Raw genomic sequence first — 25,961 nt, 5'->3', positions numbered from 1 at the left:
GGCAGCGCCGATGGCCATTCTCGCCACCCTGGCGCTTCTCTTCGGCGCCGTCTTCGCGGTCTGCTGTGTATTGCTGGCGGCCTTCATCGGCAGCCTGCTCTACATGGTGGTGCTGCATCATCGCTTGAAGCCTGCCGGGCTTCGTCGCGAGGAGATCCTGCTGGCGACGCCGCTGCCGTCCGACGCCGAGCTGCCTCACGTCGTGGTCCAGATACCCTCGTTCAACGAAGGCGCCGTGGTGCGCCGCGGCGCCGAATCGGCGGCGGCGCTCGACTGGCCGCGTGACAAGCTCCACATCCAGCTCCTCGACGACAGTACAGACGACACGGCCGAGATGGTCCGCCAGGTGGCGGCCGAGCTGCGAGCCAAGGGCTTCGACGTGGTGGCGCTGCAGCGCACCGATCGCAGCGGCTACAAGGGCGGGGCGCTGCACGAGGCGATGCAGAAAACGCCGCACGACTTCTTCGCGATCTTCGACGTCGACTACATTCCTCCCGTGGACTTCCTGCGCGTCTGCATGCGCCCGTTCTTCGCCGAGCCCAAGACGGCCTTCGTCCAGGCACGCTTCGATTTCCTCAATCCGCACGAGAACGCGCTCACCGAGATGCAGATGGTCACGCTCGACGCCCATCTCGGTATCGAGCAGGCGACGCGCTGCTGGGCCGGCCATCCGCTGCCGTTCAACGGGACCTGCGGGATCTGGCAGCGTGCCGCCATCGATGCCGGCGGCGGCTGGAAGGGCGACACGGTCACCGAGGATCTCGATCTCACCTACCGGGGCTGGGTAAAGGGCTGGCGGGCCCTGTTCCTCACCAGCGTCGGCGTGCCGGGCGAACTGCCGGCCGACACCAAGACCTGGCTGCGTCAGCAGCAGCGCTGGCAGGACGGATTCCGTCACGTCTCGATGCGGATGTTCCCCGAGATTTTGAAGAGCCGCGCCATCACACCGTCCGCCAAGCTGGCGGCCCTGCTCCATCTGTGCATGGCGCTCAACCAGCCGGTGCTTCTGGTCGGCGTCGTGTCGGGCATCCTGGCGGGCCTGCTGGCGCCGTCGCTCGTGCCGCTTCTGCTCACGCTATTCGTCGTGACCGTGGCTTGGGTGCTGGTCTGTGCGACGACCTTCTTGCGGGCCGGGCACAATTTCATCCGCGGCGGCGAGATCCCGCCGCTCCAGTTCGCCGTGGTCCTGCTGCGCTTCGTGGGCGGTCAGGTGGCGACCGTGGTGCGGTCGCTCGGCGTGCATGTGAAGAAGCTGTTCAGCAAGCCCAAGCCGGTCGTCTTCGACCGGACGCCCAAGCGCGGCACTTAAGCCAGCGCGCTCTCGCGCAGCAGCGGGTGGTGAGCGCAGCGCAGGCCACCTCCGAGCCGGATGGGCGCATCGAAGGGCAGGGGAATCACATCGACCCTGCGCTTGCGCAGTTCGTCGATCACGCGCCGGTTGTCGGAGTCCATGATGACCCGCCCCGGTTCGAGGACGAGGCCGTTGGTGGCGAGAAGCGTGGCTTCCTCGGGCGAAACCTCGATCTTGTCCCAGTCGCGCAGCGACACCGGCAGGCCGTCGATCAGTTTCTGCGGGCAGTGAATCAGCAGGCCGGGCTGGATCAAGGCCATCGCGCAGTCGAGATGGAGGACGTGCGATTTCAGGGCGACCGGGATCACGCGATAAGTGTCGCCGACCAGGGCCTGCAGCCAGTCGGCGCCGGCGAGATCGGAGGCGCACCCCGAGATTCCGACATAGATTTCGCGGCCGTTGAGCAGCGTATCGCCGCCTTCGAGGAAGGGGCCGTCGAGGCCTCCCGGCGAGCCCAGTGGGACGCTCGACCAATGTGCGCCTCTGGCTGTCACGGCCTTCTGGACGACCGGTCGCAGGCCATAGCGCTCGCGCTGGCGGCACTTCAGGCGCAGCGACGCGTCGATCACGTGTTTGTCGACGACGATCATGCTGTCGCGCGGAAACAGCTGGGCACCCTCGCCGTTCGGGGCGAGGAAGGTGCGCTCCTCGCCCTTCAGCTGCTGAGGGCGTTGAACGGTAACGCCCTCGCGGGCCACGAGTTCGGCCAGGGCATCCACCTGCCGCTCGATCCGCTGCGCCCATTCGGGATCGACGTCGATCAGCCGCTGCCCGGCGTGGCGGCGGCTGAATTCAAGTCCTTCCGGTGTCAGCCAGCGACACGAGTCTTCGTAGAAGACGACGAAGTCTTCGGCCGGCGAAATGCCGATCACAACTTCGCGCAGCTTTCCCCATTCGTGGTGTGCGCCGAACAGCATTCTCAGACCCGGGCGTAGATGTCCTCATAGCGGACGATGTCGTCTTCCTCGACATAGTCGCCGGTCTGCACCTCGACAACTTCGAGCAGTTCGGTCCCGGGATTGGCGAGGCGATGGACGCCGCCGATCGGGATGTAGGTGGATTCGTTCTCGTGCAGGGTCATGACCTTGCCGTCGAGCGTGACTTCGGCGATGCCCTTGACGACGACCCAATGCTCGGCCCGGCGATTGTGGCTCTGCAGGCTGAGCTTGGCGCCCGGCTTCACCGTCAGCCGCTTGGCGCGGAACCGCTCGCCGCGGTCGATGTCCTGGTAGCTGCCCCAGGGACGATGCATCACCGCATGCTCGGTCGCGGCGCGGTGCTTACCGTCGGACATGCGCTGCACGACGTCCTTCAGGCGCGGGAGATTGTCGCGATGGCCGACCAGCACGGCGTCCTTCATCGACACCACGACGACGTCCTCCACGCCGATCACGGCAGTCAGCGGGCCGTCAGAACGGACATAGGAATTGCGCACATGGTCGATCTCGACCGGACCTTCGGTGACGTTGCCGGCGCTGTCGGCATGGCCGACGTCGAGCAGCGCGTCCCAGGTGCCGAGATCGGACCAGCGGAAGCGGGCCGGCACGACCCAGCATTTGTCCGTGCGCTCCATCACGGCATAGTCGATCGATTTCGCCGGAGCCTTGGCGAAGGCGGTGGCGTCGAGGAACACCGTCGAGTCGGCCCTCCGGGCCTTGGCGACGGCCTCCTCGGCGGCGGCGGCCATCGCCGGTTCGAAGCGGGCCATTTCCGACAGCAGCAGCCCGGGCGGGAACAGGAAGTTGCCGCTGTTCCACAGCAGCCCCTCGGCGATGTACTCCATCGCCTTCTGGGCATTGGGCTTCTCGACGAAGGCTGCGACCTTCATCACCGGCCCGATCTTCTCCGAGCCGGGACGGATGTAGCCGTAATCGGTCTTGGGCTCCGTCGGCGGAATGCCGAAGGTGACGATGCCTCCCTGTTCGACCGCCGCCAGGCCCTCGCGGCATCCCGCGAGGAACTCCTCGGCACCGATCACCAGATGGTCGGAGGCGAGGGCGAGGACGGCCTTCGCGCCTAGGTCGCGTGTATAGGCAGCGGCGGCGGCCATGGCGGGGCCCGAATCGCGCCGCGACGGCTCGACCAGGATGTCGATCTCAATACCGATCTCCCGGGCCTGGCTCTCGCACATGAAGCGATAGGCGTCGTTGGTGGCGATCACCGGCTTGCCGAAGAGGCTGCGGTCGGCCACGCGCAGCAGCGTCTGCTGGAAGGTCGACTGCTTGCCGAGCAGCGGAACGAACTGCTTGGGCATGCTCTCGCGCGACAGGGGCCACAGGCGCTTGCCGGAGCCTCCGACGAGGATAACAGGCGTGATCAGCGACATGGTGACGGCTTTCGTTACGGAGGGGCTTTATTGGCCGGCTTCGGCGGCGGCGTGCCGGGCCGCGATATAGCCGAAGGTGAGGGCCGGGCCAATGGTGATGCCGGCGCCGGGATAGGTGCCTCCCATGACGCTGGTCATGTCGTTTCCGGCGGCATAGAGGCCGCGGATCGGGGCGCCCTCTGTGTCGAGGACGCGCGCGTGACCGTCCACTCGCAGGCCGAGGAAGGTACCGATGTCTCCGGGGACCATTTTCATCGCGTAGAACGGCGCCTGCTCGAGCGGCGCGAGGCAGGGATTGGGTCTATGCGTCGGATCACCGTTGAAGCGGTGATAGGCATCCGTCCCCTTGCCGAAATCGGGGTCCTCGCCGCGGGCGGCATTCGCATTGAACCGAGTGGTCGTCTCCCGCAGGGTGCCTGCGTCAATGCCGATCTTGCCGGCCAGTTCTGCCCAGCTTCCCGCCATCAGCAGGTAGCCATTCCGGATGTGCGGCCCGAGCGGCAGAGGAGCGGGACCGATGGCACCCATGCCGTAGCGGCGGATGGCGCGATGATCGCAGAGGAGCCAGCTGCTCGTCTCGTCGCGCCCGCGGCAGGCTTCGACCATGGCCGGTACGAAGTCGTGGTAGGAGGCCGACTCGTTGGCGAAGCGGCGGCCGGCCGGATCGACGGCGATGTAGCCGGGCTTGCCGCGCTCGTAGAAATGCGGGAACGGCAGGGTGGAACCATCGGGCTGCGGCACGAGCGAGACGGGGACCCAGGCCGCAGGATGGGCAACATCCTCCGCCAGGGCGCCGCCAACCGACTGGCCGAGGCGAATTCCGTCACCGCGATTGCCCGGCGGCGGCGCCGAGCGATGGAAGTGCCCATCCCGCACATGGCCGTAGTAGCGGCGCTTGAGTTCGTCGTTGGCGGGAAAGCCGCCGCAGGCCAGCACGACCCCGTGTCGCGCCCGGATCTCCTGTCGCTTGCCCTCGCGCTGCACGACGGCACCCGTGATTGTGCTTTGGTGTTGCGTCAGTTCGACGACCGGACTGTCGAGCCAGAGGTCGATGCCGCGTTCCTCGGCCGAGAGGGCGAGAGCGGCGATCAGGCCGTTTCCGTTGGTGAGGCGGGTCCCGCGATCATGGTTCAACCGGTCGACCGCGTAGCGTGCCGTCATGCCCGCGACGTGCAGCGCCGAGCGCACGGAACGGGTCATCTTGAAGACATGGGGCAGGTCGTTGCGGCCGAGCATCATGCCACCGAACGCCATCATGGTGCGCAGCGGCGCCCGCAACTGATCGAACCGCTTGCCCAACCGCCGGCCGTCGAACGGCAGGGGCAGCAGCGAACGTCCGCCCTGCGCGGCACCCGGCTTGGTCGGATGATAATCCGCCCAGATCGGCACGGCCTCATAGCGAACGTGCGTGTTGGTCTCGATGAACTCCACGGCGGGGTTGCAATTGTCGAGGAAGGCGTGGGCCAATTCGACGTTCAGTCGATTTCCGGCCTCGTGCTGCAGATAGGTCAGCGCGTCTTCCTTCGAATCGGCGATGCCGAGGGCGCGTCCGTGCCGGTTGCCCGGAATCCAGATGACGCCGGCCGAATAGGCCGTGGTCCCGCCGAACAGCTTCTCCTTTTCGACCATGAGCACGTCGAGGCCGGCATGGGAGGCCGTCAGCGCCGCCGAGAAGCCCGCGGCGCCCGACCCGACCACGAGGAGGTCGGTCTCGATCATTTCTTCTCCACCCTGTGGGACGAACTTCCGGACTGGCGTTCGAGGTTCTCCTCATGCCGGCGCCGGGCTTCGTTCTCCACCGCCTCGGCAAGAGCGGGAATGTGCGATGCGATCTCGTAGAAGTCGCTGGCATAGAGAACGAGGAGGGTGGTCGGCGCTGTCGTGACGATCGAGGCGGCACGGGGCTGGCGGTTGAGCAGCGACATTTCGCCGAAGAAGGCACCGTCGCCTAGGCGAACCGTGCCGCCGGTCGGCAGCCGGACCTCGACCTCGCCCGCGCAGATGAAGAACATCGAATCGCCGGGGTCGCCGCGCCGCAGCACCAGCACGCGCGCCGGATAATAACGCGTGCGGAGCTTGCCCACGATCTCGGAGAGCGTCACGACGCCCAGGGATGCGAAGATCGGGACTCGCGTCACCTGGTCCCAGACACGGAGATATTCGCGTCTTCTTTCTTCCTGCGCGAAGCCCGTGGCGAGCACGCCGGTCATGAGCGCCAGCACCGCGATGCCGCTGATCATCAGCAGCGAGCCGATGATGCGGCCCATTGGCGTGAGCGGTACCACGTCGCCGTAGCCGGTGGTCGTCAGGGTGACGACGGCCCACCACATGGCGTTGGGCAGGCTGCCGAACTGCTGCGGCTGGCCGTCGCGTTCCACGATGTGGGCGCCGGTGGCTGCGGAGATCAGCAGGATCGCGAACACGATCAGCACGCTCGCAATGGGCGCGCGCTCGTTGGAGATCACGCGCGCCAACGTCCCGAAGGCCGGTGCGTGAAGTCCCAGTTTCAGAATCCACAGGATGCAGAAGATGGAGGCAGCATCGGCGCCCGCAATCTTGTAGCCGCCCGCCAGCATCACGGCAGGCATGATCGCGAGCAGTCCGATCAGGCCGGGTATGCTGCCCGCCCAGCGCAGCCGCGCTCCAGAGGGAGACATGTCGGCCATGTGAGGTAGTTCGGGCGCCACCCAGAGGCGGGCCGCGTACTCGACGAGGAAGAAGAACGTCACACCCCAGATCGCCGCGCGCAGAAACACCCGGTGCTCGGGAGACATTTCGTCGATCGACAGCAGAATCACGGCGAGCAGCCCGATGCCGAGAACCGCCAGATGAGCCTTCCGCCACCGCCGGGCGCCCGGCGTGGGGACGTTGGGGCGCAGGATGTCGAACAACTGCGCGCGGAGCTTCTTGTCTGGAGCCGTCACGGTGCGACCATAGGCGTGCTGGCCTGCGAATTGCAACGCGGCGGCGCCCGGTCTACCGTCAGACCATCCCCCCAGACAGAGGTTTGCACTCAAGGTGATCAACGATTTGCGCATTGCCGTCGATATCGGCGGCACGTTCACGGACGTCGTTTTGGAAGAGGGGGGCCGTCGGATCACCCGCAAGCTGCTGACAACGCCGCAGCGACCGGAAGAGGCGGTCCTGGAAGGGGTGCGTCTCATTCTCGGCGATGCCGGCAAGGGATTCGGCGAGGTCGGCGTGTTCGTGCATGGTACCACGCTGGCCACCAATGCCGTCATCGAGCGGCGCGGTGCGCGCACGGCGCTGATCGCCACGGAGGGCTTTCGCGACGTCCTCGATATCGCGAACGAGAGCCGCTACGACCAGTACGATCTCGGCATCGAGAAGCCCCGGCCACTCGTCTCTCGGGCGATGCGGTTCACGATCCCCGAGCGCATGGACGTGCATGGCAAGGTCCGCCTGGCTCTCGACGAAGACGCGGTGCGGACTTTGGCCGAGACGCTGAAGGCCGAGGGAATCGAAAGCGTCGCCGTGGCCTTCATGCACTCCTACGTGAACCCGGCGCATGAGCGGCGAGTGCGCGAGATTCTGAAAGAAGAACTGCCCGAACTTTGGGTCACGCTTTCGAGCGAAGTCTGCCCCGAGGTTCGCGAGTACGAGAGGACGTCGACCGCGGTGGCCAACGCCTATGTGCAGCCGCTCATGGACTCGTATCTGGCGCGCATGCAGGCGGCACTCGCGGCCGAGAAGTTCACCGGAACGATCTACCTTGTCACCTCCGGCGGGGGGCTCACCGCGATCGAGACGGCCCGGCGCTTTCCTGTGCGTCTCGTCGAATCCGGACCGGCCGGCGGCGCGATCTTTGCGGCACAGGTGGCTGCGCGCGCCGGCGAAGCGCGGGCGCTGAGCTACGACATGGGCGGCACGACGGCCAAGGTCTGCCTGATCGACAACTATGAGCCGCACACGGCCCGGCTTTTCGAGGTCGATCGCGCAGCGCGCTTCCTCAAGGGATCCGGACTGCCGGTCCGCATCCCCGTGATCGAGATGGTCGAAATCGGTGCAGGCGGCGGCTCGATTGCCCGGCTCGATGCCCTGAAGCGGGTCACGGTCGGCCCCGAAAGCGCCGGCGCCGAACCCGGCCCTGCCTGCTACGGGCGCGGCGGCCGGCATCCGGCCGTCACCGACGCCAACGTGGTGCTGGGCACGATCGACCCGGCGCATTTCGCCGGTGGGTCGATTGCGCTCGATATCGACGCGGCGCGCGGCGCAATCGAGCGCGACGTCGCGGAAGGTATCGGCCTGTCCACCGAGATGGGCGCCTACGCCGTCTATGAGATGGTCTCGGAGAACATGGCGAGCGCGGCGCGCGTGCACGGCGTCGAGCGCGGCGCCGTCGTCAACCAGTACACGCTGATCGCTTTCGGCGGCGGCGCGCCGCTCCATGCCGCGCGCGTGGCCGAGAAGATCGGCGTGCAGCGCGTGATCGTGCCGCCAAATGCCGGCGTCGGCTCCGCGGTCGGGTTCCTTGCCGCGCCGGTGTCGTTCGAGCTGGTGCGCAGCCGTTACATGCGCCTCGATACGTTCGATGCCGCGGCTGCCAGCGAAATGCTGGACGAGATGAGCCGCGAAGCGACGGCGCTGGTGGCGCCGGGCGCGCGTGGCCTGCCGACATTCGAGCGGCGTGTCGCCTTCATGCGCTATGTCGGTCAGGGCCACGAGATCATGGTGACCCTGCCGCAGCGGCCGCTGACGGCGGCCGATACGACTGCCCTTCGCGAGGCCTACGAGCGCGATTACGGCGTGCTGTTCGAGCGTCACATCCCGAATGCCGCCATCGAGATCCTGAGCTGGTCGGTCCAGGTTTCGACCGAGGCCAGGCGGCCCGAAGTGCAGGGCAAGGCCGGCAGCGCCCCTGTGCCCGAGCCGGTCGGCCGCCGCCCGGTGTTCGACGGACGCAGCGGCAAGACGGCCGACGTGCCTGTCTATCGCCGCGAGAAGCTGCCGCCCGGCAGCATCTTCAGCGGTCCCGCCATCGTCGCCGAAGACGAGACGTCGACCTATGTCTCGGCCAGTTTTGCCGCGCATATCGACGCCTCTGGCTGTATCGTCATGGATCGCAAGGCAGCGTGAGGAGCAACAGATGAGCCAGTCCAACAGCGTCGGCCTGATCGATCTGCAGATCATGTGGAACCGCCTGATCGCGGTGGTGGAGGAGCAGGCGCAGACCCTGATGCGCACCGCCTTCAGCCCGATCGTGCGCGAATGCGGCGATCTCTCCGCCGGCGTCTTCGACCTGCAGGGGCGCATGCTCGCGCAGGCCGTGACCGGCACGCCGGGCCACGTGAACTCGATGGCCGAGTCGGTGAAGCATTTCCTGCGCTTCTTCCCGGTCGAGACGATGAAGCCGGGCGATGCCTACATCACCAACGATCCGTGGATGGGCACCGGCCATCTCAACGACTTCGTCATCACCACGCCGTGCTTCCGCAACGGCAAGCTGGTGGCGCTGTTCTCGTGCACCAGCCATCTCATGGACATCGGCGGCATCGGCTTCGGCCCCGACGCGACCGATGTGTTCATGGAGGGGCTCTACATCCCCATGCTGAAGCTGTTCGATCAGGGCAAGGCCAACGAGACGCTGATGGCGATGATCCGCGCCAACACGCGCCAGCCGGTGGATACCGAGGGCGACGTCTACTCCCTGGCCGCCTGCAACGACGTCGGCGCCCGCCGGCTGGTCGAAATGATGGACGAGTTCGGCATCGAGTCGCTGGACGAGCTCGGTGACCATGTCATCGCGCGTTCGCGCGAGGCGGTGCTGGCCGAGATCGCCAAGCTGCCCAAGGGCACCTGGCATAACAGCATGACGGTCGACGGCTACGACGAGCCGGTGACCCTGAAGGCGGCACTGACCATTTCCGACACCGGCATCCATGTCGACTTCTCCGGCACATCAGGCGTGTCGCGGCGTGGCATCAATGTGCCGCACGCCTATACGACGGCCTACACGGTCTTCGGCCTGGGGTGCGTTGTCTCCACGAACATCCCGAACAATGCCGGTTCGCTCGAGCCGCTCACGGTTTCGGCGCCGGAGGGCTGTATCCTGAACGCGCCCAAGCCGACCGCCGTCGCCTCGCGCCATGTCGTGGGTCAGATGCTGCCCGACGTGGCGTTCGGTTGCCTGCGTCAGGTCGTGCCGGATCGCGTGCCGGCCGAAGGGACCTCGTGCCTGTGGAACATCAACGTGCGTGGCCGGATCAAGGGCGGCGACGGCGGCAACTACGGGTTCGGCATGGCGATCACATCCAACGGTGGCACCGGCGCGCGTCCTGACAAGGACGGGCTGTCGGCGACGGCCTATCCCAGCGGCGTGCGCGGCACGCCCGTCGAGATCGCCGAGACGCAGACGCCGCTCATCTTCTGGCGCAAGGAATTTCGCCCTGATTCGGGTGGTGCCGGCCGCACGCGCGGCGGCCTTGGCCAGATCATGGAGATCGAGAGCGGCATCGATGAGCCATTCGACCTGCTGGCCGCCTTCGACCGCATCGACTATCCGGCGCGCGGCCGCGATGGTGGCGGCGACGGCGACGCGGGCGTGGTGGCGCTCAAGTCCGGCAAGACCCTGAAGGGCAAGGGCTTCCAGCTCATCCCGCCGGGCGAGCGGCTGATGGTGCTGACGCCGGGCGGCGCCGGCATCGGAGCGCCGAAGGAGCGCGATCGCGTTCAGGTGGCCAACGACCTGGCCGACGGGCTGATCTCGGCCGAGACGGCCGAGAAGGTCTACGAGTTCAAGCCGTCGCAGGCCGCAGAGTAAGGCGGCGACGTCGGCTGGATACGGGGAAAGCAATCAACTCGATAACGATGGGGGCTTCGATGAAGCTGGGACGCAGGAAGGCCTTGAAGGCTGGCGTGGGAGCGGGTGCGTTGGTGATGGTCGGTGCGCCGGCCGTGGTGAAGGCGCAGGCGCCGCTGAAGCTGCCGCTGGCAACCGTATGGCCGGATGGGAACTTCCACACGGTCAACGTCAAGCGCTTCGCCGAGGACGTGAAGAAGGCGACGAACGGCGCCGTCGAGATCGACGTCAAGGCGGGCGGCCAGCTCGGCTTCAAGGGGCCCGAGCAGATGCGCGCCGTGCGCGACGGCCTGGTGCCGATGGCCGACATCCTCAACATCCAGCAGATCGGTGATGAGCCGATCTTCGGCGTCGAAGGCATCCCCTTCATCTGCAACAACATCGAAGAGCTGAAGGTGCTGCACAAGTATCTGCGGCCCGAGTACGAGAAGGTCCTGCTCAAGAACAACCAGACCATGCTCTACACGGTGCCGTGGCCGACGCAGTACCTGCATCTCAAGATCAAGGCCGAGACCTTGGACGCGCTCAAGGCCATCAAGATCCGCGTGCCCGACAAGAACGCCCAGGAAATGTGCAGCGCCATCGGCATGGCGCCGGCGCTGATTCCCTGGGGCGAGACGATCGCGGCGCTCTCTTCGGGCGCCGTGGCGGGCGTGTCGACGTCGTCCGTCTCGGCCGTGGACGGCAAGTTCTGGGAGTTCCTGAAGTTCTTCCACCAGACCAACCATGCCTGGTCGTCGGAGATCGTCACGATCAACAACGACACGCTCAAGAAGATCTCGCCGGCCAACCAGAAGATCATCCTAGACCTGGCCAAGAAGCTCGAGCCCGAGTTCTGGCAGTCGTCGCTGCAGGCGGACAAGGACAGCAATGCGCGCCTGATCGCTGGCGGCATGCAGCTGGTCATTCCGCCGCCGGCGATGACGGCTGAATTGCAGAAGAAGACGGCGCCGATGATCGCCGAGTTCTACAAGCGCGTTCCCGCGGCGGAGAAGCCGATCAAGGCCTACCTCGCCGAGATGAAGCGCGCGTGAGCGGCCACGGCCCCAATCCCAACGCCGGCGCGCCGCCCGTGCTGCGCGCCTTCCTCGACGGGATCGACGTTCTGGGCCGTCTCGACGGTTGGATGGGCGCTGCCTGCCTGGTGGCGCTCACCTGCCTGATGCTGGGGGAGGTCCTGGTCCGGGCTCTCTCGGACATCTTCCCCTGGGTGCCGGCCGACATTCCCGTCGCCTGGGAATACGGCTCCTACCTCATGGCGGCGGCCTTCACTTTCGGCGCCGCCATGACCTTGCGCGCCGGCGGCCATATCCGTGTCACGCTCGTCCTGGCGCGAATCGGACCGAAGGCGCGGCGATGGCTGGAAACGGTCCTCGCGGCGCTGGGCGTCGCCTTCTCCGGTTATCTTGCGGTGGCAATGGTGAACTTCACCTGGCGCAGCTTCGTGTCGGACCAGGTATCGATTTCCAGCGCGACGCCGCTGTGGATTCCGCAGGCGCTGGTGACCTTCGGGATCTGTCTGCTGGTCATGCAGTTCGTCGCGCGGTTCTTCCAGGCCCTGTTTGGCCTGCCGCTCGAAGACCTCAACATGCGCGCCGGTTCCGTCGCTGAGTAGTTTTTCGCGCGAGTTGAGATCTCATGCTTGAAGTCGTCCTCACCATGTTCGTCGTGCTGTTCGCCTTTCTGGCGGGCGGCCTGTGGATCGGCTGGACCCTGGCCGTCACCGGCACGATTCTGCTGGCCATCTTCCGCGACATTCCGCTCGACAAGCTGCTGGCCCAGTACACCTGGAACATCCTGACCACGCAGGAGTTGCTGGCCCTGCCGCTGTTCATCATCATGGGCGAGATCCTGTTCCGGACGCGGCTGTCCCAGACCCTGTTCCGCGGCCTGTCGCCGTGGGCGGCGATGCTGCCGGGCCGGCTGCTGCACGTGAACGTCATCGGCTGCACGATCTTCGCCGCCATCTCGGGTTCCTCGGCGGCGACGACCCAGGTCGTGGGCCGCATCTCGCTGACGGAACTGCTGAAGCGCGGCTATTCGAAGGATGTCGCCGTGGGCTCGCTGGCCGGCGCCGGCACCCTGGGCTTTCTGATCCCGCCGTCGAACATCATGATCATCTATGGCGTGCTGGGCGACGTCTCGATCGCCAAGCTGTTCACGGCGGGCTTCATCCCCGGGACCCTGCTCGCCGTCTGTTTCATGGGCTGGATCATGATCTGGACCGCGCTGAAGCCCGAGCTGGTGCCGGAGGCGGAGCGCAAGGTGCGCATCGCCACGGCGGCGGAGTTCCTGACGTCGATTCGCGAACTGGGACCGGCCGTGTTCCTGATCCTGTGCGTGCTGGGTTCGATGTATGGCGGCCTCGCGACGCCGTCGGAAGCTGCAGCCGTGGGCGTGCTGGGCGCGCTGATGGTGGCCGGGCTGCAGCGGGAACTTTCGTTGCCCGCGCTGAAGGCCATCGCCATCGGGTCGGTGCAGACCTGCGCCATGATCGCCCTGATCGTGCTGGGGGCGTCGATCCTGGGCAGCGCCGCGGCCTTCCTCGGCATTCCGGCGGCCGTCGCCGAGTTCGTGAGCAGCCTCGGACTTTCGTCGTTCATGCTGATCGTGGCCCTGATCGTCTTCTACCTGATCCTGGGCTGTTTCCTCGATGGTTTCAGCATGATCGTGATGACCCTGCCGATCGTCATGCCGATCGTGAAGGCCGCCGGCTTCGATCCGATCTGGTTCGGTGTCTTCCTGGTCCTGGTCGTGGAGATGGCACAGATCACGCCGCCTGTCGGCTTCAACCTGTTCGTGATCCAGGGGTTGACCGAGGACGGGCTGGGCTACATCGCCCGGGTGACCTTGCCGTTCCTCGCCATCATGGTGTTGTTCACCATGGCCCTCGCCGTGTTTCCCGACATTGCCCTCTGGCTTCCCCGCTATCTCAGCAGCTAGTCTGCGAGGAGGTAGCGAGGGGAGTTGAATGGAACCGCGACAGGTCAGGACGGCTGCCGACGCGCTGAAGATCGTCAAGCAGCGGGGGCTCACCCACGTGAAAGTGGGTGTCCACGACATCGACGGAATCCTGCGCGGCAAGTACATCCACGTCGACAAGTTCCGATCGGCGCTCGAGGGAGGCTTCGGCTTCTGCGACGTGGTGCTGGGCTGGGACATGAACGACCAGCTCTACGACAACGTCACCTACACGGGCTGGCATACGGGCTATCCCGACGCCAACGTCCGCATCCTGCCGGAGACCTGCCGCGAGATCGCGACGGAGCCCGGCAACCTGTTTTTCCTCTGCGAGTTCGTCGGCAAGGCGGAGGAGATCTGTCCGCGCGGCACCCTGCGCCGCGTGCTTGAGCGCGCGAAGGGCCTGGGGTTCGAGGTCAAGGTCGGATTCGAGTACGAGTTCTTCGTCTTTGCCGAGACGCCTGAATCGATCCGTGAGAAGGGCTATCGCAACCTGAAGCCGATCTCGCCGGGCTTCTTCGGCTATTCGGTCCTGCGCAACTCGGTCCTGTCCGACTGGTACCGCGACCTGCTCGCGATGTGCGAGGCGATGGACATGGGCATTGAGGGCCTGCATACCGAGACGGGCGCCGGCGTGCTGGAAGCGGCGTTGCGGGTCGACGACGCGCTGGCGGCCACCGACAAGGCCGCCCTGTTCAAGATCTTCACCAAGGTGCTGGCGCAGAAGCAGGGCTGGCTCGCCACCTTCATGGCCAAATGGTCGAAGGACTGGCCGGGCTGCGGCGGCCACATGCACATGTCGCTGTGGAAAGGCGGCAAGCCGGTCTTCTTCGACGAGAAGGCGCCGCATCGCATGAGCAAGACGATGCGCCAGTTCGTCGGCGGCCAGGCGGCGCTGATGCCCGAATTGCTGGGCATGGTCGCCTCGAACGTGAACTCCTATCGGCGGCTCATTCCGGGCTTCTGGGCGCCGACCGCCTCGACTTGGGGCGTCGAGAACCGCACCACCTCGCTGCGCGTGATCCCGGGTTCGGCCAAGTCGACGCGGGTCGAATATCGCGTCGCCGCTGCCGACGCCAATCCCTACCTGGCGATCGCTGCCGCCATCGGCTCGGGCCTGTGGGGCATCGAGAACGACATCGATCCCGGCGAGCCGGTCACAGGCAATTCGTACGAGAAGAAACATCCGGCCAAATCGCAGCTGCCGCGGACGCTCATGGAGGCGGCCGGCCGGCTGAAGGCCTCGAAGCCGGCGCGCGACCTCTTCGGCGCCGCCTTCGTCGATCACTATTCCGCGACACGCGAGTGGGAAGAGCGGGAGTTTCGCAAGGCCATCACGGACTGGGAGCTCGACCGCTACATGGAAATCATCTGATGTCGTCGCCGAAGGCCACGGTTCCATCCCACGCCCGCGTCGTCATCGTCGGCGGCGGCATCATGGGCTGCTCGACGGCCTATCATCTCGCCAAGCTGGGCTGGAAGGACATCGTGCTGCTGGAACAGGGGCGGTTGAGCGGCGGCACGACCTGGCATGCGGCGGGGCTGGTGGGCCAGTTGCGCAGCGTCCAGAACCTGACCCGGCTGATCCGCTACAGCACCGAGCTCTATTCGAAGCTCGAGGCGGAGACCGGTCTCGCCACCGGCTGGAAACAGTCGGGCTCGCTCATCGTGGCGCGCACCGAAGAGCGCATGACCCTGTTGCGCCGCTCGGCCGCCATGGCCAATGGGCAGGGCGTCGTGTGCGAGCCGCTGACTCCGCAACAGGCCGGCGACAAGTATCCAATCATGCGCACCGACGATCTCGTCGGCGCCGTATGGCTGCCGGGCGACGGCAAGGCCAACCCGGCCGACATCACGCAGTCGCTGGCCAAGGGCGCGCGCAACGGCGGCGTCCGCATCTTCGAGAAGGTGCGGGTCACGGCGATCGACACCGAGGAGGGGACGGGCGGCCCGCGGGTCACTGGCGTGCAGACGACCGAGGGCCCGATCAAGGCCGACATCGTCGTCAATTGTGCGGGCCAGTGGGCGCGCCAGCTCGGCCGCATGGTCGGCGTGACGGTGCCGCTCTATTCCTGCGAGCACATGTACATCGTCACCGAGAAGATGGAGAACGTGCCGCGCGACCTGCCGGTGATGCGCGATCCCGACGGCTATATCTATTTCAAGGAAGAGGTTGGCGGCTTGTTGATGGGCGGCTTCGAGCCGGAGGCCAAGCCCTGGAACAAGGACGTCATTCCCGACGATTTCGAGTTCGGCATGCTGCCGGACGATTGGGACCAGTTCCAGATCCTGATGGACAATGCGCTGATCCGCGTGCCGTCGCTGGAGAAGACCGGCATCAAGACCTTCATGAACGGCCCGGAAAGCTTCACGCCCGACATGAACTACATTCTGGGCGAGGCGCCGCAGCTGCGCGGGTTTTTTGTCGGCGCCGGTTTCAACTCGATGGGTATCGCGAGCTCGGGGGGGGCCGGCATGGCGTTGGCCGAATGGATCGTCGCCGGCGAGCCGACGATGGATCTCTGGCCGGTCGACATAAGGCGCTTCGCGGGCTTCCACGGCAACGATGCCTGGTTGCGCAGCCGCGTCGCCGAGACGCTGGGCCTGCATTACAAGATGCCGTGGCCGCAGCGCGAGCAGGAGAGCGGCCGGCCGTTCCGTCGCTCGCCGCTCTACGACCGACTGAAGGCGCGCGGCGCCTGGTTCGGCAACAAGATGGGCTGGGAGCGGCCCAACTGGTTCGCGGGCGAAGGCAAAACGCCCGAGATGCACTATGGCTGGGGCCGCGGCGCCCCCGGCGGCTGGTTCGATGCGGTCTCGGCCGAGCATCGCGCCACCCGCGAAGGCGTGACGCTCACCGACGAGACCTCGTTCGGCAAGCTGCTGGTGCAGGGCCGCGATGCCGAGGCCGTGCTGCAGCACCTTTGCGCCAACGACGTCGCCATACCTGTCGGCCACACCGTCTATACCGGCGTGCTGAACGAGCGCGGCACCTTCGAGAGCGACGTCACCGTCGCCCGGCTGGCCCGCGACAGGTTCATGGTCATCACCGGCTCGGCCCAGCCGATCCGCGACATGGATTGGCTCGGCCGGCACATGCCGGCCGATGCTCATGCCGTCCTGACCGACGTGACGTCGGGCTGGACCGTGCTCTCCGTCATGGGACCGAAGAGCCGCGCGCTGCTCCAGAAGGTGAGCCGGGCCGATCTGTCGAACGAAGGCTTTCCCTTCGCGACGATCCGCGAGATCGGCATCGGCTACGCCACCGTGCTGGCCTCACGCCGTACCTACATGGGCGAGCTGGGCTGGGAACTCTACGTGCCGGTGGAGTTCGCCGTCACCGTCTTCGAGACGCTGCACGAAGCGGGCGCTGAATTCGGCCTGCGCGATGCCGGCTACTACGCCATCGAGACGCTGCGGCTGGAGAAGGGATACCGTGCCTGGGGCCGTGAGCTGACGCCCGACGACACACCATTCCAGGCGGGTCTCGGCTGGGCGGTGAAGCTCGACAAGCCGGGCGGCTTCATCGGCCAGGAGGCGCTGCTCGAGGCCAAAGCAAAGCCACTCGCCCGACGCCTCGTCTCGGTCGTCCTCGAAGACCAGGAACCGCTGCTGTGGGGCGGCGAGGCTTTGCTACGGGACGGCAGGCCGGTCGGCGATCTCACCTCGGCGGGCTACGGGCATACGCTCGGCGCGTCGGTCGGGCTGGGCTATGTGAAGCGCAGCGACGGTCAGGCGATCGACCCGGCCTGGCTGGAGGGCGGCCGCTTCGAGGTCGATCTGGCCGGAACCAGGCTTGGCGCGCGGGTCTCGCTGCGCGCGCCCTACGATCCGACGGGAGCGCGGATCAAACTTTAAGAATTCAAACGGGGGAGTGGGGCATGCGTCTGTTGGTGGTTCTCGCGACGGCAGTGCTTGCACTGTCGGGGGTCGCACGGGCTCAGGAAGTCGTCGTCTATACGTCTTACGAACGCGAGGATCTTGCGCCTTACAAAGCGCGCGCCGAGAAGGACCTGCCGGGCATCACCATTCGCTGGGTTCATGATGCCAACGGCGTCCTGACAGCGCGTCTGTTGGCCGAGAAGGCCAATCCGCGCGCCGACGCTGTGTGGGGCGTCGCGGCCTCGAGCCTCGGCCAGCTGGCAGACGCCGACGTGCTGCTGCCCTACGCGCCGCCCGGCCTCGACAAGATTCCCGCCAAGTTCCGCGATCCCGCCAACCCGCCGCGCTGGTTCGGCAACTCCGCCTGGGTGGCTGCGATCGTGTTCAACGAAGCCGAGGGCAAGAAGCTCGGCATCCCCAAGCCCGAGACCTGGGCCGATCTCACCAAGCCCGTCTACAAGGGCAAGGTCGTGATGCCGCATCCGCTGTCGTCGGGCACGGGATTTCTCGACGTTTCCGCCTGGCTGCAGGCCTTCGGCGAAGCGGAGGGCTGGAAGTTCATGGACGGGCTGCACGAGAACATCTGGCGCTACACCCATTCGGGCTCGCAGCCTGCGACCCTGGCAGCGCGCGGCGAGGCGGTGGTCGGTATCGCCTTCGACATTCGCGCGGCCCGAGAACTGGCGCAGGGCGCACCGGTCGCCATCGTGTTTCCCGAGAAAGGGTTGGGCTGGGAGATGAACGCCTTTGCGGTCGTGAAGGGCGCACCGCATCTCGAGGCGGCGAAGAAGCTCGCCGACTGGGCGGCGTCGGATGCGGCGATGCAGATGTATGCCGAGACCCGCGCCGTCGCGGCACGGCCGGAATTCTCCAAGCCGGTCAAGAACCTACCGACCAACCTCGCGGACCTGCTGATGGTGAATGACTTCGCCTGGGCAGCGGCCAATCGCGAGCGCATCCTCGCCGAGTGGTCCAGGCGCTACGACAGCAAGGCTGATCCGAAGAAGAAGTAGAGGACGTTGCCCGGTCAGTGCGACGGGGCTGCCTGGCTGGCAGTTTCCGTCGAGGTCGTCTTGAGGCGCGTCTCGGCCAGTTCGCCGGCGGCTTCGAGGATGGGATAGGCGACCGTCGTCAGGTGGCCGTTGATGCGCTTCAGGTCGCGGATCACGTCCATGTGGATCGAGCTGGTCTCGATCGATTCCGGGCGACCTTCGCGCAGGCGGGCATAGTGGCTGTCGGCGGCGCGCGCCTCGGCCTCGCGCATCGCGGTCTTTTCCGCGACGAGGCGGCGGGCCAGGGTGATGTCACGGGTCGTGAAGACGTTCAGCGCCAGCCGTAGATTATCAAGTACCCGGGCGTGGAAGGCGCGCAGCTCGGCCGTGCCCTCGGCGGAGAAGGCGTAGCGATTCTTGATCTTCTTGGCGGCCAGTTCCATCAGGTTCTTGTCGATGATGTCGCCGGCATGTTCGAGATTGGTGACGAACGTCAGGATCTCTACATAGCGCTTGCCGTCCTCTTCCCCCAGCTCCGTGCGCGAGGTCTGGATCAGGTAGAGCTTGATTGCCTCGTAGAGGCTGTCGACGGCATCGTCCGCCGCCTCGATCGACTTCATGGCGCGCGCGTCGTTCTTCTCGAACACGTCCATCGTCTGGCGCAGCATGTCGGAGACCTTGTCGCCAAGATTGAGCGTCTCGCGCATCGCGCAGCCCAGCGCCTCGGCCGGCGTGTCGAGCACGTTGGGGTCGAGGCTGCGCGGCTTGCCGGGGTCGTCGGTCTGCGGCCGGTCGGGCACCAGACGCCGGCACAGCGCGGCGATGGGATCGATCAACGGCAGGAAGACGATGGCGGCGACCACGCTGAACGCGGTGTGGAAATTGACCAGCAGCCGCCCGGGCGCCGGATCGACCATCATCAGCCACTGGTGGAACGGGCCGAGGAACGGCAGCAGCGCGATGCCGACGGCGACGCGCGTGATGAGATTGCCGAGCGGCAGGCGCCGCGCCTCGGTGTCGGTGGCGGCCTGGTCGAAATAGGGAGCGACCGCGCCGCCGATATTAGCGCCGATCACCATCGCCATGCCGAGCTTGGGATCGATGATGCCGGTCGAGGCGAAAGACATGACCAGCAGCACGGTCGAGAGGCTGGAATGGATGAACCAGGTGGCGGCGGCCGCCACGAGGACGGCCATCACATACTCGTTCTGCAGGCCTTCCAGCACCGCCACGAAGGCTGGTGCCGAGCGCAACGGCAGGGCCGCGGCCTCCAGCAGATGCAGCGACAGCAGCATCAGGCCGAGGCCGATGGCGACGCGGCCGAGATGGCGCGCCCTGTCCGAACTATTCGACAGGAAGGCGATGACGCCACCCGCGATCATCAGCGGCGAGATCCAGCCGAGCGGGAAGGACAGAATTTGCGCCGTCAGCGTCGTGCCGACATTGGCGCCCAGCATCACCGCCAGACCGATCGACAGCGAGATCAGGCCGCGACCGGCGAAGGAGGCGAGCAGCAGGGCGGTCGCGGTGCTGGACTGAAGCACGCCCGTCAGCACCACGCCGCCCGTGAAGGCCGTGAAGCGGTTGCGCGAGCAGGCGCCGATGGCACGCCGCAGGGTGGCGCCGAAGGCGCGCGTCAGGCCGGTTCGCACCATGCGCACGCCCCACAGCAGCAGGCAGACGCTACCGAGGACGTTCAGGATGGTGTCGATGCCTTGCATGATCGCGGAATCCTAAACCTCGTCCCATGACGATGAAAGTTTTTTGACTATTTTGTTACGGTCCCTGAGTCAGGACGCGAGCCGCGTCGCCTCGTCCATGAAGGCTCGAACGAGCGCAACCCGCCGACGCTCCTGCAGGCACACGGCATATTCCGCGACGGCAAGATCCTGATCGGCGATGGTGATGCGACGGAAGCGACGATCCTCGCCGAGTTCGCTCGCGAACACCGCACCGATGCCAAACCCGGCCGCAACCGCTTCGCGCACGCCTTCACGCGTCTGCACCTCGACGATCGACGCCGGCCTGATATCGGCCGCCGCCATCGCCTGTTCAAGCACTTCGCGTGTGATCGAGCCGCGTTCGCGCAGCACCAGCTCCTGGCCGGCCAGCGCCGAGAGGGGCGTGCGGCCGCGTCTGGCGAGGGCATGGCCGGCGGGCGCGAACAGGACCAGCCGGTCGGTCCGCAACCGAACGGCGTGCAGGCGCGGATCGGACAGGCTCTTGGCCATCACCGCGACATCGGCTTCGTGGCGCAGCAGGCGCTCCAGCACGACGGCCGAATTGTCGATCGAGAGGGCGAAGGTGAGGCCGCCGGCGCGTTCCCGCAGCGCGGCCATGATCGGCACGACATGGTGCGCAGAGTCGGCGGCGATGCGCAGATGGCCGCGGGTCAGGGCCTGCTCGCCCAACAGCAGGGCTTGCGCCTCGTCCTGGAGCGCGAACAGACGCGTCGTGACGCCGTGCAGCTGCCGACCCGTCTCGGTGGGAGTGACGCTGCGGCCGCGGCGGTCGAACAGGTGCACGCCATAGGCTTTCTCCAGTGCCGTGACCTGGCCCGAAAGGTTGGGCTGGCTGAGCCCGGAGGCGCGGGCGGCGGCGGAGAAGGAGCCGGCCTCGGCCACGAGGTGGAAGGCGCGCAGCTGGGTGGGTGTCATATATGGGAAACCGATAGTTAACATATGGATTATATACTGGACGGATAGAAACGGCGAGACGATCATCCGCGCCATGACCACCAAGCCTGCTGCTTCCGAAACCGGCGATCCGCTCCTGCTGACGCCCGGCCCGCTCACCACCTCGGCCAGCGTGAAGCAGGCCATGGTCCACGACTGGGGCTCGCGCGATCAGGGCTTCATCGCCATCAACAAGATGGTGCTGGAGAAGATCGTCGAACTGGCCGGCGCGCAGGGGACGCACGTCACCGTGCCGGTGCAGGGCTCCGGCACTTTCGCCGTCGAGGCGATGATCACCAGCTTCGTGCCCAAGACCGGCAAGCTCCTGGTCGTCATCAACGGCGCCTATGGGCAGCGGGCGAAGAAGATCGCCGAGATCGCCGGCCGTGCGGTCACGACTTACGAAACGCCGGAGGACACCCCTCCCGATCTCGCCAAACTGGAAGCGATGCTGGTAGCCGATCCGGACATCACCCACGTCTTCGCCGTCCATTGCGAGACCACCTCGGGCATCCTCAATCCGATCGCCGACCTCGCCGCGCTGGTGAAGAAGCAGGGCCGTCGCCTGCTGGTCGATTCGATGTCGGCCTTCGGCGCGATCGAGATCGACGCACGCAACGTCTACTATGATGCCCTCGCGGCCTCTTCCAACAAGTGTCTCGAAGGCGTGCCGGGTCTCGGCTTCGTCGTCTGCCGCACTTCGGCGCTGGCCGACTGCAAGGGCAACGCGACCACGCTGGTACTCGACCTGTTCGACCAGGCCGAAGGCTTCGCCAGGACCGGCCAGTATCGCTTCACGCCGCCCATCCACGTCATCGTTGCCTTGGGCAAGGCGATCGAGGAGCACGGCGAAGAGGGTGGCGTGGCGGGGCGCGGCAAGCGCTACCGCGAGAATGCCAGGGTGCTGATCGACGGCATGCGCGCCATGGGGTTCCAGACGCTGTTGCCGAACGAGCTGCAGGCGCCGGTCATCGTCACCTTCCACATGCCGACCGATCCCAAGTTCGTCTTCCAGAGTTTCTATGACGGGCTCAAGGACCGTGGCTACGTGATCTATCCGGGCAAGCTCACGGTGGCGGAGTCGTTCCGCATGGGCTGCATCGGCCGGCTCTATCCCGACCACATGCGCGGCGCCCTGGCGGCGGTCCGCGAGGTACTGGACGAGATGCGGGTCACCAACGGCGGCCCGGCACTGGCCGCAGAGTAGGGAACAGGACATGGCACCCGACAGCATGAACGTCAGCGGCGGCGACATCTCCGTGAACGGCCGCACTTACCGTTTGCCCACGCAGCCCGTCGTCGTGGTCTGCGTCGACGGTTCGGAGCCCGGCTATATCGAGCGCGCCGTCGAGGCGGGCCAGGCGCCGTGGTTTGCCAAGATCCTGAAGGACGGCACCAACCTGATCGGCGAGTGCGTGGTGCCGAGCTTCACCAACCCCAACAATCTCTCGATCGTCACTGGCCGTCCCCCAGCGGTCCACGGCATCTGCGGCAACTACTTCCTCGATCCCGAGACGGGCAAGGAAGTGATGATGAACGATCCGAAGTTCCTGCGGGTCGAGACGCTGTTTCCGGCCTTCCAGCGCGCCGGCTGCCGCATCGCCGTCGTCACCGCCAAGGACAAGCTGCGCGGCCTGCTGGGCAAGGGGCTCGAATTGGGCGCCGGTAAGGCCTGCTCCTTCTCGTCGGAGAAGTCCGACAAGGCGACGCTTGCCGACAACGGCATCGACGGTGTGAACGAGCTGGTCGGCATGGCCGTGCCGGACGTCTACAGCGCGGGCCTCTCGGAGTTCGTGTTCGCCGCCGGCGTCAAGCTGATGGAGCGCGATCGGCCGCAGATCATGTATCTGTCGACGACCGACTACATCCAGCACAAGCACGCGCCCGGCACGCCGGTCGCCAACGCCTTTTACGCCATGATGGACGGGTACCTGGCCAAGCTCGACGCCATGGGCTGCACCATCGTCGTCACGGCCGACCATGGCATGAACGCCAAGTTCGGCAGCGACGGCCAGCCGGACGTGATCTATCTGCAGGATCTGTTCGACGGCTGGGTGGGCAAGGACAATGCCCGCGTCATCCTGCCGATCACCGATCCCTATGTCGTGCATCACGGTGCGCTGGGCTCGTTCGCGGTGGTCTATTGCACCAATCCGACGGAGTGGGCCGCCAAGCTGAAAGCCATGCCGGGCATCGAGGCGGCGCTCACCAGGGAAGAGGCGGCCGCGACATTCGAGTTACCTGCCGATCGTCTGGGCGATCTCATCGTGGTTTCGACCAAGCACAAGGTATTGGGCACCTCGGCCTCGCGGCACGATCTTTCGGGGCTTACCGAGCCGCTGCGCAGCCATGGCGGCACTTCAGAGCAGCGGGTGCCGCTGCTGTGCAACCGCAAGCTCGCGAATGCCGATACGGGGGCGCATCGCTGGCGCAACTTCGACGCCTTCGATCTCGCCCTCAACCTCGTCGCCTGAGAGACCGCCCAGATGGATACGATCACCCGCACGGGTTCCGACGTTCGCCATGAGTATCTCCGCATCGCCGGCAGGAAGGTCGAGACCAAGGCGCGCCTCGAAGTGCGCTTCCCCTGGGACAACCGCCTGGTCGGTACCGTGCCGCGCGCCACGCCTGAGCTGGTCGCCGAAGCCTTCCAGATCGCCCACGATTACAAACCGAAGCTCACACGGTATCAGCGCCAGCAGATCCTGCTCAAGACGGCCGATCTGCTCGTTTCCCGCAAGGAGGAGCTGTCGCGCCTGATCACCCTCGAGTCGGGCCTCTGCCTGAAGGATTCGCTCTACGAGGTCGGCCGCGCCTATGACGTCTTCACCTTCGCCGGCCAGCTCTGCATGCTGGACGACGGCCAGACCTTCTCCTGCGATCTCACCCCGCACGGCAAGTCGCGCAAGATCTTCACCCTCCGCCAGCCGTTGAACGCCATCTCGGCGATCACGCCGTTCAACCATCCGCTCAACATGGTGGCGCACAAGCTGGCGCCGGCCTTCGCGACCAACAACTGCGTGGTGTTGAAGCCGACCGAGTTGACGCCGCTCACCGCGCTGTTCCTCGCCGACACGCTCTACGAGGCGGGCCTGCCGCCGGAGATGCTGTCGGTCATCACGGGGAACCCGTCCGACATCGGCGATGCGATGATCGTCGACCCGCGCGCCGACCTCGTGACCTTTACGGGCTCGGTCCGGGTCGGCAAGTATATCGCCGAGAAGGCCGGCTACAAGCGCATCGTCCTCGAACTCGGCGGCAACGATCCGCTGATCGTCATGGAGGATGCTGACCTCGACAAGGCGGCCGAGCTGGCGGTGGCCGGCGCCACCAAGAATTCAGGCCAGCGCTGCACTGCCGTGAAGCGCATCCTGGTCGTCGACAAGGTGGCCGATGCCTTCGTGGAGCGCGTGCTGGCCAAGGCGAAGAAGCTCAAGGCCGGCGATCCGCTCGATCCCGAGACCGATGTCGGTACCGTGATTCACGAGCGTGCCGCGACGCTGTTCCAGAATCGGGTGAGCGAAGCCGTCGCGAAGCACGGCGCCAAGCTGCTGCACGGCAACGACCGCCAGGGCGCACTCTTCCCGCCGACCGTGGTCGATCATGTCGACCCGCAGGCCGAACTGGTGCGCGAGGAGACCTTCGGTCCGGCCATCCCGATCATCCGCGTGAAGGACATCGCCCACGCCATCCAGGTCTCCAACGGCACGGCCTATGGCCTGTCGTCGGGCGTTTGCACCGACCGTCTCGACTACATCACGAAGTTCGTCGATGAGCTGCAGGTCGGCACGGTGAACGTCTGGGAAGTGCCGGGCTACCGCATCGAGATGTCGCCGTTCGGCGGCATCAAGGATTCGGGCCTCGGCTACAAGGAAGGCGTGCTCGAGGCGATGAAGAGCTTCACCAACGTGAAGACCTGGTCGCTGCCCTGGCCGGGCTAGCGACCGCCGTCACGGCGGCGTCACGTCTGCTTTCGCCCAGCTCTTGTCGGGATTGTAGACGTTGATGGCGGCAGCCTTGGTCGCGGTATCCGGTCCGAGATCCTGCTCGTAGACGACGCCGTCCTGGTTGACCATGAAGGTCATCACGCCGGTATCGTCGTAGCGGACCGGCCAGGCGAGGATGGCGAAGCCGCCGATCATCCGGCCTTTCACGAGATAATCGTACGCGCCGCCCGGCGCATCGGGGCCCTGAGAATAGAGCAGGCGGAAGCGGTAGCCGTAATAGCCGTCTTCGGTGCCGCCCTGGCCCTGGGCCTGGGCCGTCGCGAGGGCAGGGCCGATGGGACTCTCCGGCTCGCCGGGGGCGGCATCCCAGTACAGCCCGTCCTTCCTGCCCGGTGAGCTGAGCAGCCGCCGCGCATAGACCGGCGCGCCGACTTTCATGGGATCGAGGGCCGCGTATTCATGCTGGGCATCGACCAACGCCAGCAGGCTCTGGATGACCGAAAGCTCGTTGCGTCCGATCTGCCGGGCGGTGATTTCCTTGCGGCCGGCTTCGACGTCGAAGCGCCACTGATCGCCATCCTTTACGAGCGGGATCGGAGCGGTCCAGCCCGTCGTGCCCACCTCGATTGTCGCCTTGTTGCCGTCGACCACAACCTTGTGGCTGGCATCCCAGGCCTGGAGAAACTTCTCGCGCGTGCGTTCCTCGTCCTCGGGCCGGCCGAGGACGAAGTCGCGCCAGCCGGCGCCCAGCGCGGCGCTGACCGCCTTGTCGTCGTCACGCCGGACTGCTTCGGTGAGTGCATCGGCAGCCGCCTCGGGTGTCGCGAAGCCCTGCGGTCTGGCCGTCTGCGCCCATCCGATCGTCGACAGTCCGGCTGCGAAACCGCTGGCCAGGAGGAGGGCGAAGATCGCCCTCTTGAGCAGTGAAGCGTTCATCGCCGTCCTCCTCCGTGGGCACCGCCGCCGACGTGGCCACCGCCGCCACCGCCGCGCGCAGCGCCTCCCCC

At 66.4% G+C, this 25,961-nt stretch carries 19 protein-coding genes; 12 read left to right on the top strand and 7 right to left on the bottom strand.

The window, feature by feature from the left end; genetic code table 11:
• Positions 1–10: 10 nt before the first annotated feature.
• Entirely contained in the window at positions 11–1,309 is a 1,299-nt protein-coding gene (locus ACT6UX_RS25630; RefSeq protein ID WP_444777988.1) for a glycosyltransferase, read from the top strand.
• Here the strand turns inward: ACT6UX_RS25630 and ACT6UX_RS25625 are convergent.
• Genes ACT6UX_RS25625 through ACT6UX_RS25610 form a run of 4 tightly spaced genes read right to left on the bottom strand, consistent with a single transcriptional unit; the run spans position 1,306 to position 6,601 of the window.
• A complete protein-coding gene (locus ACT6UX_RS25625; RefSeq protein ID WP_444777987.1) occupies positions 1,306–2,268 on the bottom strand; it encodes a hypothetical protein in 963 nt (320 codons plus the stop codon). The genes ACT6UX_RS25630 and ACT6UX_RS25625 overlap by 4 nt on opposite strands.
• 2 nt (positions 2,269–2,270) lie before the next feature.
• Positions 2,271–3,677, bottom strand: coding sequence for a mannose-1-phosphate guanylyltransferase/mannose-6-phosphate isomerase (locus ACT6UX_RS25620; RefSeq protein ID WP_444777986.1), 1,407 nt, complete (start codon positions 3,675–3,677; stop codon positions 2,271–2,273).
• Positions 3,678–3,704: 27 nt separating this feature from the next.
• Entirely contained in the window at positions 3,705–5,396 is a 1,692-nt protein-coding gene (locus tag ACT6UX_RS25615) for an FAD-dependent oxidoreductase (protein ID WP_444777985.1), read from the bottom strand.
• The gene (locus ACT6UX_RS25610) at positions 5,393–6,601 is read right to left on the bottom strand and encodes a cyclic nucleotide-gated ion channel (RefSeq protein WP_444777984.1); all 1,209 of its coding nucleotides are present in this window, start codon (positions 6,599–6,601) and stop codon (positions 5,393–5,395) included. Before ACT6UX_RS25610 ends, ACT6UX_RS25615 begins: the two co-directional genes overlap by 4 nt.
• A 94-nt stretch (positions 6,602–6,695) precedes the next feature.
• On the opposite strand from ACT6UX_RS25610, the gene ACT6UX_RS25605 reads away from it, so the two are divergent.
• The 8 genes from ACT6UX_RS25605 to ACT6UX_RS25570 are packed head-to-tail and all read left to right on the top strand — an operon-like array spanning position 6,696 to position 18,353.
• Entirely contained in the window at positions 6,696–8,774 is a 2,079-nt protein-coding gene (locus tag ACT6UX_RS25605) for a hydantoinase/oxoprolinase family protein (protein ID WP_444777983.1), read from the top strand.
• 10 nt (positions 8,775–8,784) lie between these two features.
• Positions 8,785–10,458: a hydantoinase B/oxoprolinase family protein gene (locus ACT6UX_RS25600; protein ID WP_444777982.1), complete on the top strand. Its 1,674-nt coding sequence runs from the start codon at positions 8,785–8,787 to the stop codon at positions 10,456–10,458.
• A 59-nt stretch (positions 10,459–10,517) separates the two neighbouring features.
• The gene (locus ACT6UX_RS25595) at positions 10,518–11,531 is read left to right on the top strand and encodes a TRAP transporter substrate-binding protein (RefSeq protein WP_444777981.1); all 1,014 of its coding nucleotides are present in this window, start codon (positions 10,518–10,520) and stop codon (positions 11,529–11,531) included.
• Positions 11,528–12,112 (top strand): TRAP transporter small permease subunit, encoded by a 585-nt coding sequence (locus ACT6UX_RS25590; RefSeq protein ID WP_444777980.1) that lies wholly within the window; start codon positions 11,528–11,530, stop codon positions 12,110–12,112. Before ACT6UX_RS25595 ends, ACT6UX_RS25590 begins: the two co-directional genes overlap by 4 nt.
• A 23-nt stretch (positions 12,113–12,135) precedes the next feature.
• The gene (locus ACT6UX_RS25585; RefSeq protein ID WP_444777979.1) at positions 12,136–13,440 is read left to right on the top strand and encodes a TRAP transporter large permease; all 1,305 of its coding nucleotides are present in this window, start codon (positions 12,136–12,138) and stop codon (positions 13,438–13,440) included.
• Positions 13,441–13,468: 28 nt separating this feature from the next.
• Positions 13,469–14,833: a glutamine synthetase family protein gene (locus tag ACT6UX_RS25580; RefSeq protein WP_444777978.1), complete on the top strand. Its 1,365-nt coding sequence runs from the start codon at positions 13,469–13,471 to the stop codon at positions 14,831–14,833.
• Positions 14,833–17,316: a GcvT family protein gene (locus ACT6UX_RS25575; RefSeq protein WP_444777977.1), complete on the top strand. Its 2,484-nt coding sequence runs from the start codon at positions 14,833–14,835 to the stop codon at positions 17,314–17,316. Before ACT6UX_RS25580 ends, ACT6UX_RS25575 begins: the two co-directional genes overlap by 1 nt.
• A 23-nt stretch (positions 17,317–17,339) precedes the next feature.
• Positions 17,340–18,353: a putative 2-aminoethylphosphonate ABC transporter substrate-binding protein gene (locus ACT6UX_RS25570; protein ID WP_444777976.1), complete on the top strand. Its 1,014-nt coding sequence runs from the start codon at positions 17,340–17,342 to the stop codon at positions 18,351–18,353.
• Between the two features lie 14 nt (positions 18,354–18,367).
• On the opposite strand, the gene ACT6UX_RS25565 is transcribed toward ACT6UX_RS25570, so the two are convergent.
• Positions 18,368–20,053, bottom strand: coding sequence for a Na/Pi cotransporter family protein (locus ACT6UX_RS25565; RefSeq protein WP_444777975.1), 1,686 nt, complete (start codon positions 20,051–20,053; stop codon positions 18,368–18,370).
• Positions 20,054–20,122: 69 nt separating this feature from the next.
• On the bottom strand, positions 20,123–20,989 hold the full coding sequence (locus tag ACT6UX_RS25560) for a LysR substrate-binding domain-containing protein (protein ID WP_444777974.1): 867 nt from the start codon (positions 20,987–20,989) through the stop codon (positions 20,123–20,125).
• Between the two features lie 73 nt (positions 20,990–21,062).
• Here ACT6UX_RS25560 and ACT6UX_RS25555 point away from each other — a divergent pair, with 73 nt between their 5' ends.
• Genes ACT6UX_RS25555 through phnY form a run of 3 tightly spaced genes read left to right on the top strand, consistent with a single transcriptional unit; the run spans position 21,063 to position 24,948 of the window.
• Positions 21,063–22,214, top strand: a complete 1,152-nt coding sequence (locus tag ACT6UX_RS25555) for a 2-aminoethylphosphonate--pyruvate transaminase (protein ID WP_444777973.1) — start codon at positions 21,063–21,065, stop codon at positions 22,212–22,214.
• Between the two features lie 10 nt (positions 22,215–22,224).
• Positions 22,225–23,481: a phosphonoacetate hydrolase gene (gene phnA / locus ACT6UX_RS25550; protein ID WP_444777972.1), complete on the top strand. Its 1,257-nt coding sequence runs from the start codon at positions 22,225–22,227 to the stop codon at positions 23,479–23,481.
• A gap of 12 nt (positions 23,482–23,493) precedes the next feature.
• Entirely contained in the window at positions 23,494–24,948 is a 1,455-nt protein-coding gene (phnY, locus tag ACT6UX_RS25545; protein WP_425066405.1) for a phosphonoacetaldehyde dehydrogenase, read from the top strand.
• Positions 24,949–24,957: 9 nt separating this feature from the next.
• Here phnY and ACT6UX_RS25540 read toward each other — a convergent pair whose 3' ends face one another.
• Positions 24,958–25,890: a DUF2950 domain-containing protein gene (locus tag ACT6UX_RS25540; protein WP_444777971.1), complete on the bottom strand. Its 933-nt coding sequence runs from the start codon at positions 25,888–25,890 to the stop codon at positions 24,958–24,960.
• Between the last annotated feature and the right edge of the window lie 71 nt (positions 25,891–25,961).

Source organism: Reyranella sp., from assembly GCF_052439685.1.
GTDB lineage: Bacteria > Pseudomonadota > Alphaproteobacteria > Reyranellales > Reyranellaceae > Reyranella.
Note: the sequence above shows the minus strand (reverse complement) of the source record. Positions and strands in the feature narration are given on the sequence as shown.

Excerpts from the sequence above, each read along its gene's own strand:
- ACT6UX_RS25630 (WP_444777988.1), top strand. The coding sequence starts at position 11 with ATGGCCATTCTCGCCACCCTGGCGCTTCTCTTCGGCGCCGTCTTCGCG.
- ACT6UX_RS25625 (WP_444777987.1), bottom strand. The coding sequence starts at position 2,268 with ATGCTGTTCGGCGCACACCACGAATGGGGAAAGCTGCGCGAAGTTGTG.
- ACT6UX_RS25620 (WP_444777986.1), bottom strand. The coding sequence starts at position 3,677 with ATGTCGCTGATCACGCCTGTTATCCTCGTCGGAGGCTCCGGCAAGCGC.
- ACT6UX_RS25615 (WP_444777985.1), bottom strand. The coding sequence starts at position 5,396 with ATGATCGAGACCGACCTCCTCGTGGTCGGGTCGGGCGCCGCGGGCTTC.
- ACT6UX_RS25600 (WP_444777982.1), top strand. The coding sequence starts at position 8,785 with ATGAGCCAGTCCAACAGCGTCGGCCTGATCGATCTGCAGATCATGTGG.
- ACT6UX_RS25595 (WP_444777981.1), top strand. The coding sequence starts at position 10,518 with ATGAAGCTGGGACGCAGGAAGGCCTTGAAGGCTGGCGTGGGAGCGGGT.
- ACT6UX_RS25585 (WP_444777979.1), top strand. The coding sequence starts at position 12,136 with ATGCTTGAAGTCGTCCTCACCATGTTCGTCGTGCTGTTCGCCTTTCTG.
- ACT6UX_RS25580 (WP_444777978.1), top strand. The coding sequence starts at position 13,469 with ATGGAACCGCGACAGGTCAGGACGGCTGCCGACGCGCTGAAGATCGTC.
- ACT6UX_RS25575 (WP_444777977.1), top strand. The coding sequence starts at position 14,833 with ATGTCGTCGCCGAAGGCCACGGTTCCATCCCACGCCCGCGTCGTCATC.
- ACT6UX_RS25570 (WP_444777976.1), top strand. The coding sequence starts at position 17,340 with ATGCGTCTGTTGGTGGTTCTCGCGACGGCAGTGCTTGCACTGTCGGGG.
- ACT6UX_RS25565 (WP_444777975.1), bottom strand. The coding sequence starts at position 20,053 with ATGCAAGGCATCGACACCATCCTGAACGTCCTCGGTAGCGTCTGCCTG.
- ACT6UX_RS25560 (WP_444777974.1), bottom strand. The coding sequence starts at position 20,989 with ATGACACCCACCCAGCTGCGCGCCTTCCACCTCGTGGCCGAGGCCGGC.
- ACT6UX_RS25555 (WP_444777973.1), top strand. The coding sequence starts at position 21,063 with ATGACCACCAAGCCTGCTGCTTCCGAAACCGGCGATCCGCTCCTGCTG.
- phnA (WP_444777972.1), top strand. The coding sequence starts at position 22,225 with ATGGCACCCGACAGCATGAACGTCAGCGGCGGCGACATCTCCGTGAAC.
- phnY (WP_425066405.1), top strand. The coding sequence starts at position 23,494 with ATGGATACGATCACCCGCACGGGTTCCGACGTTCGCCATGAGTATCTC.
- ACT6UX_RS25540 (WP_444777971.1), bottom strand. The coding sequence starts at position 25,890 with ATGAACGCTTCACTGCTCAAGAGGGCGATCTTCGCCCTCCTCCTGGCC.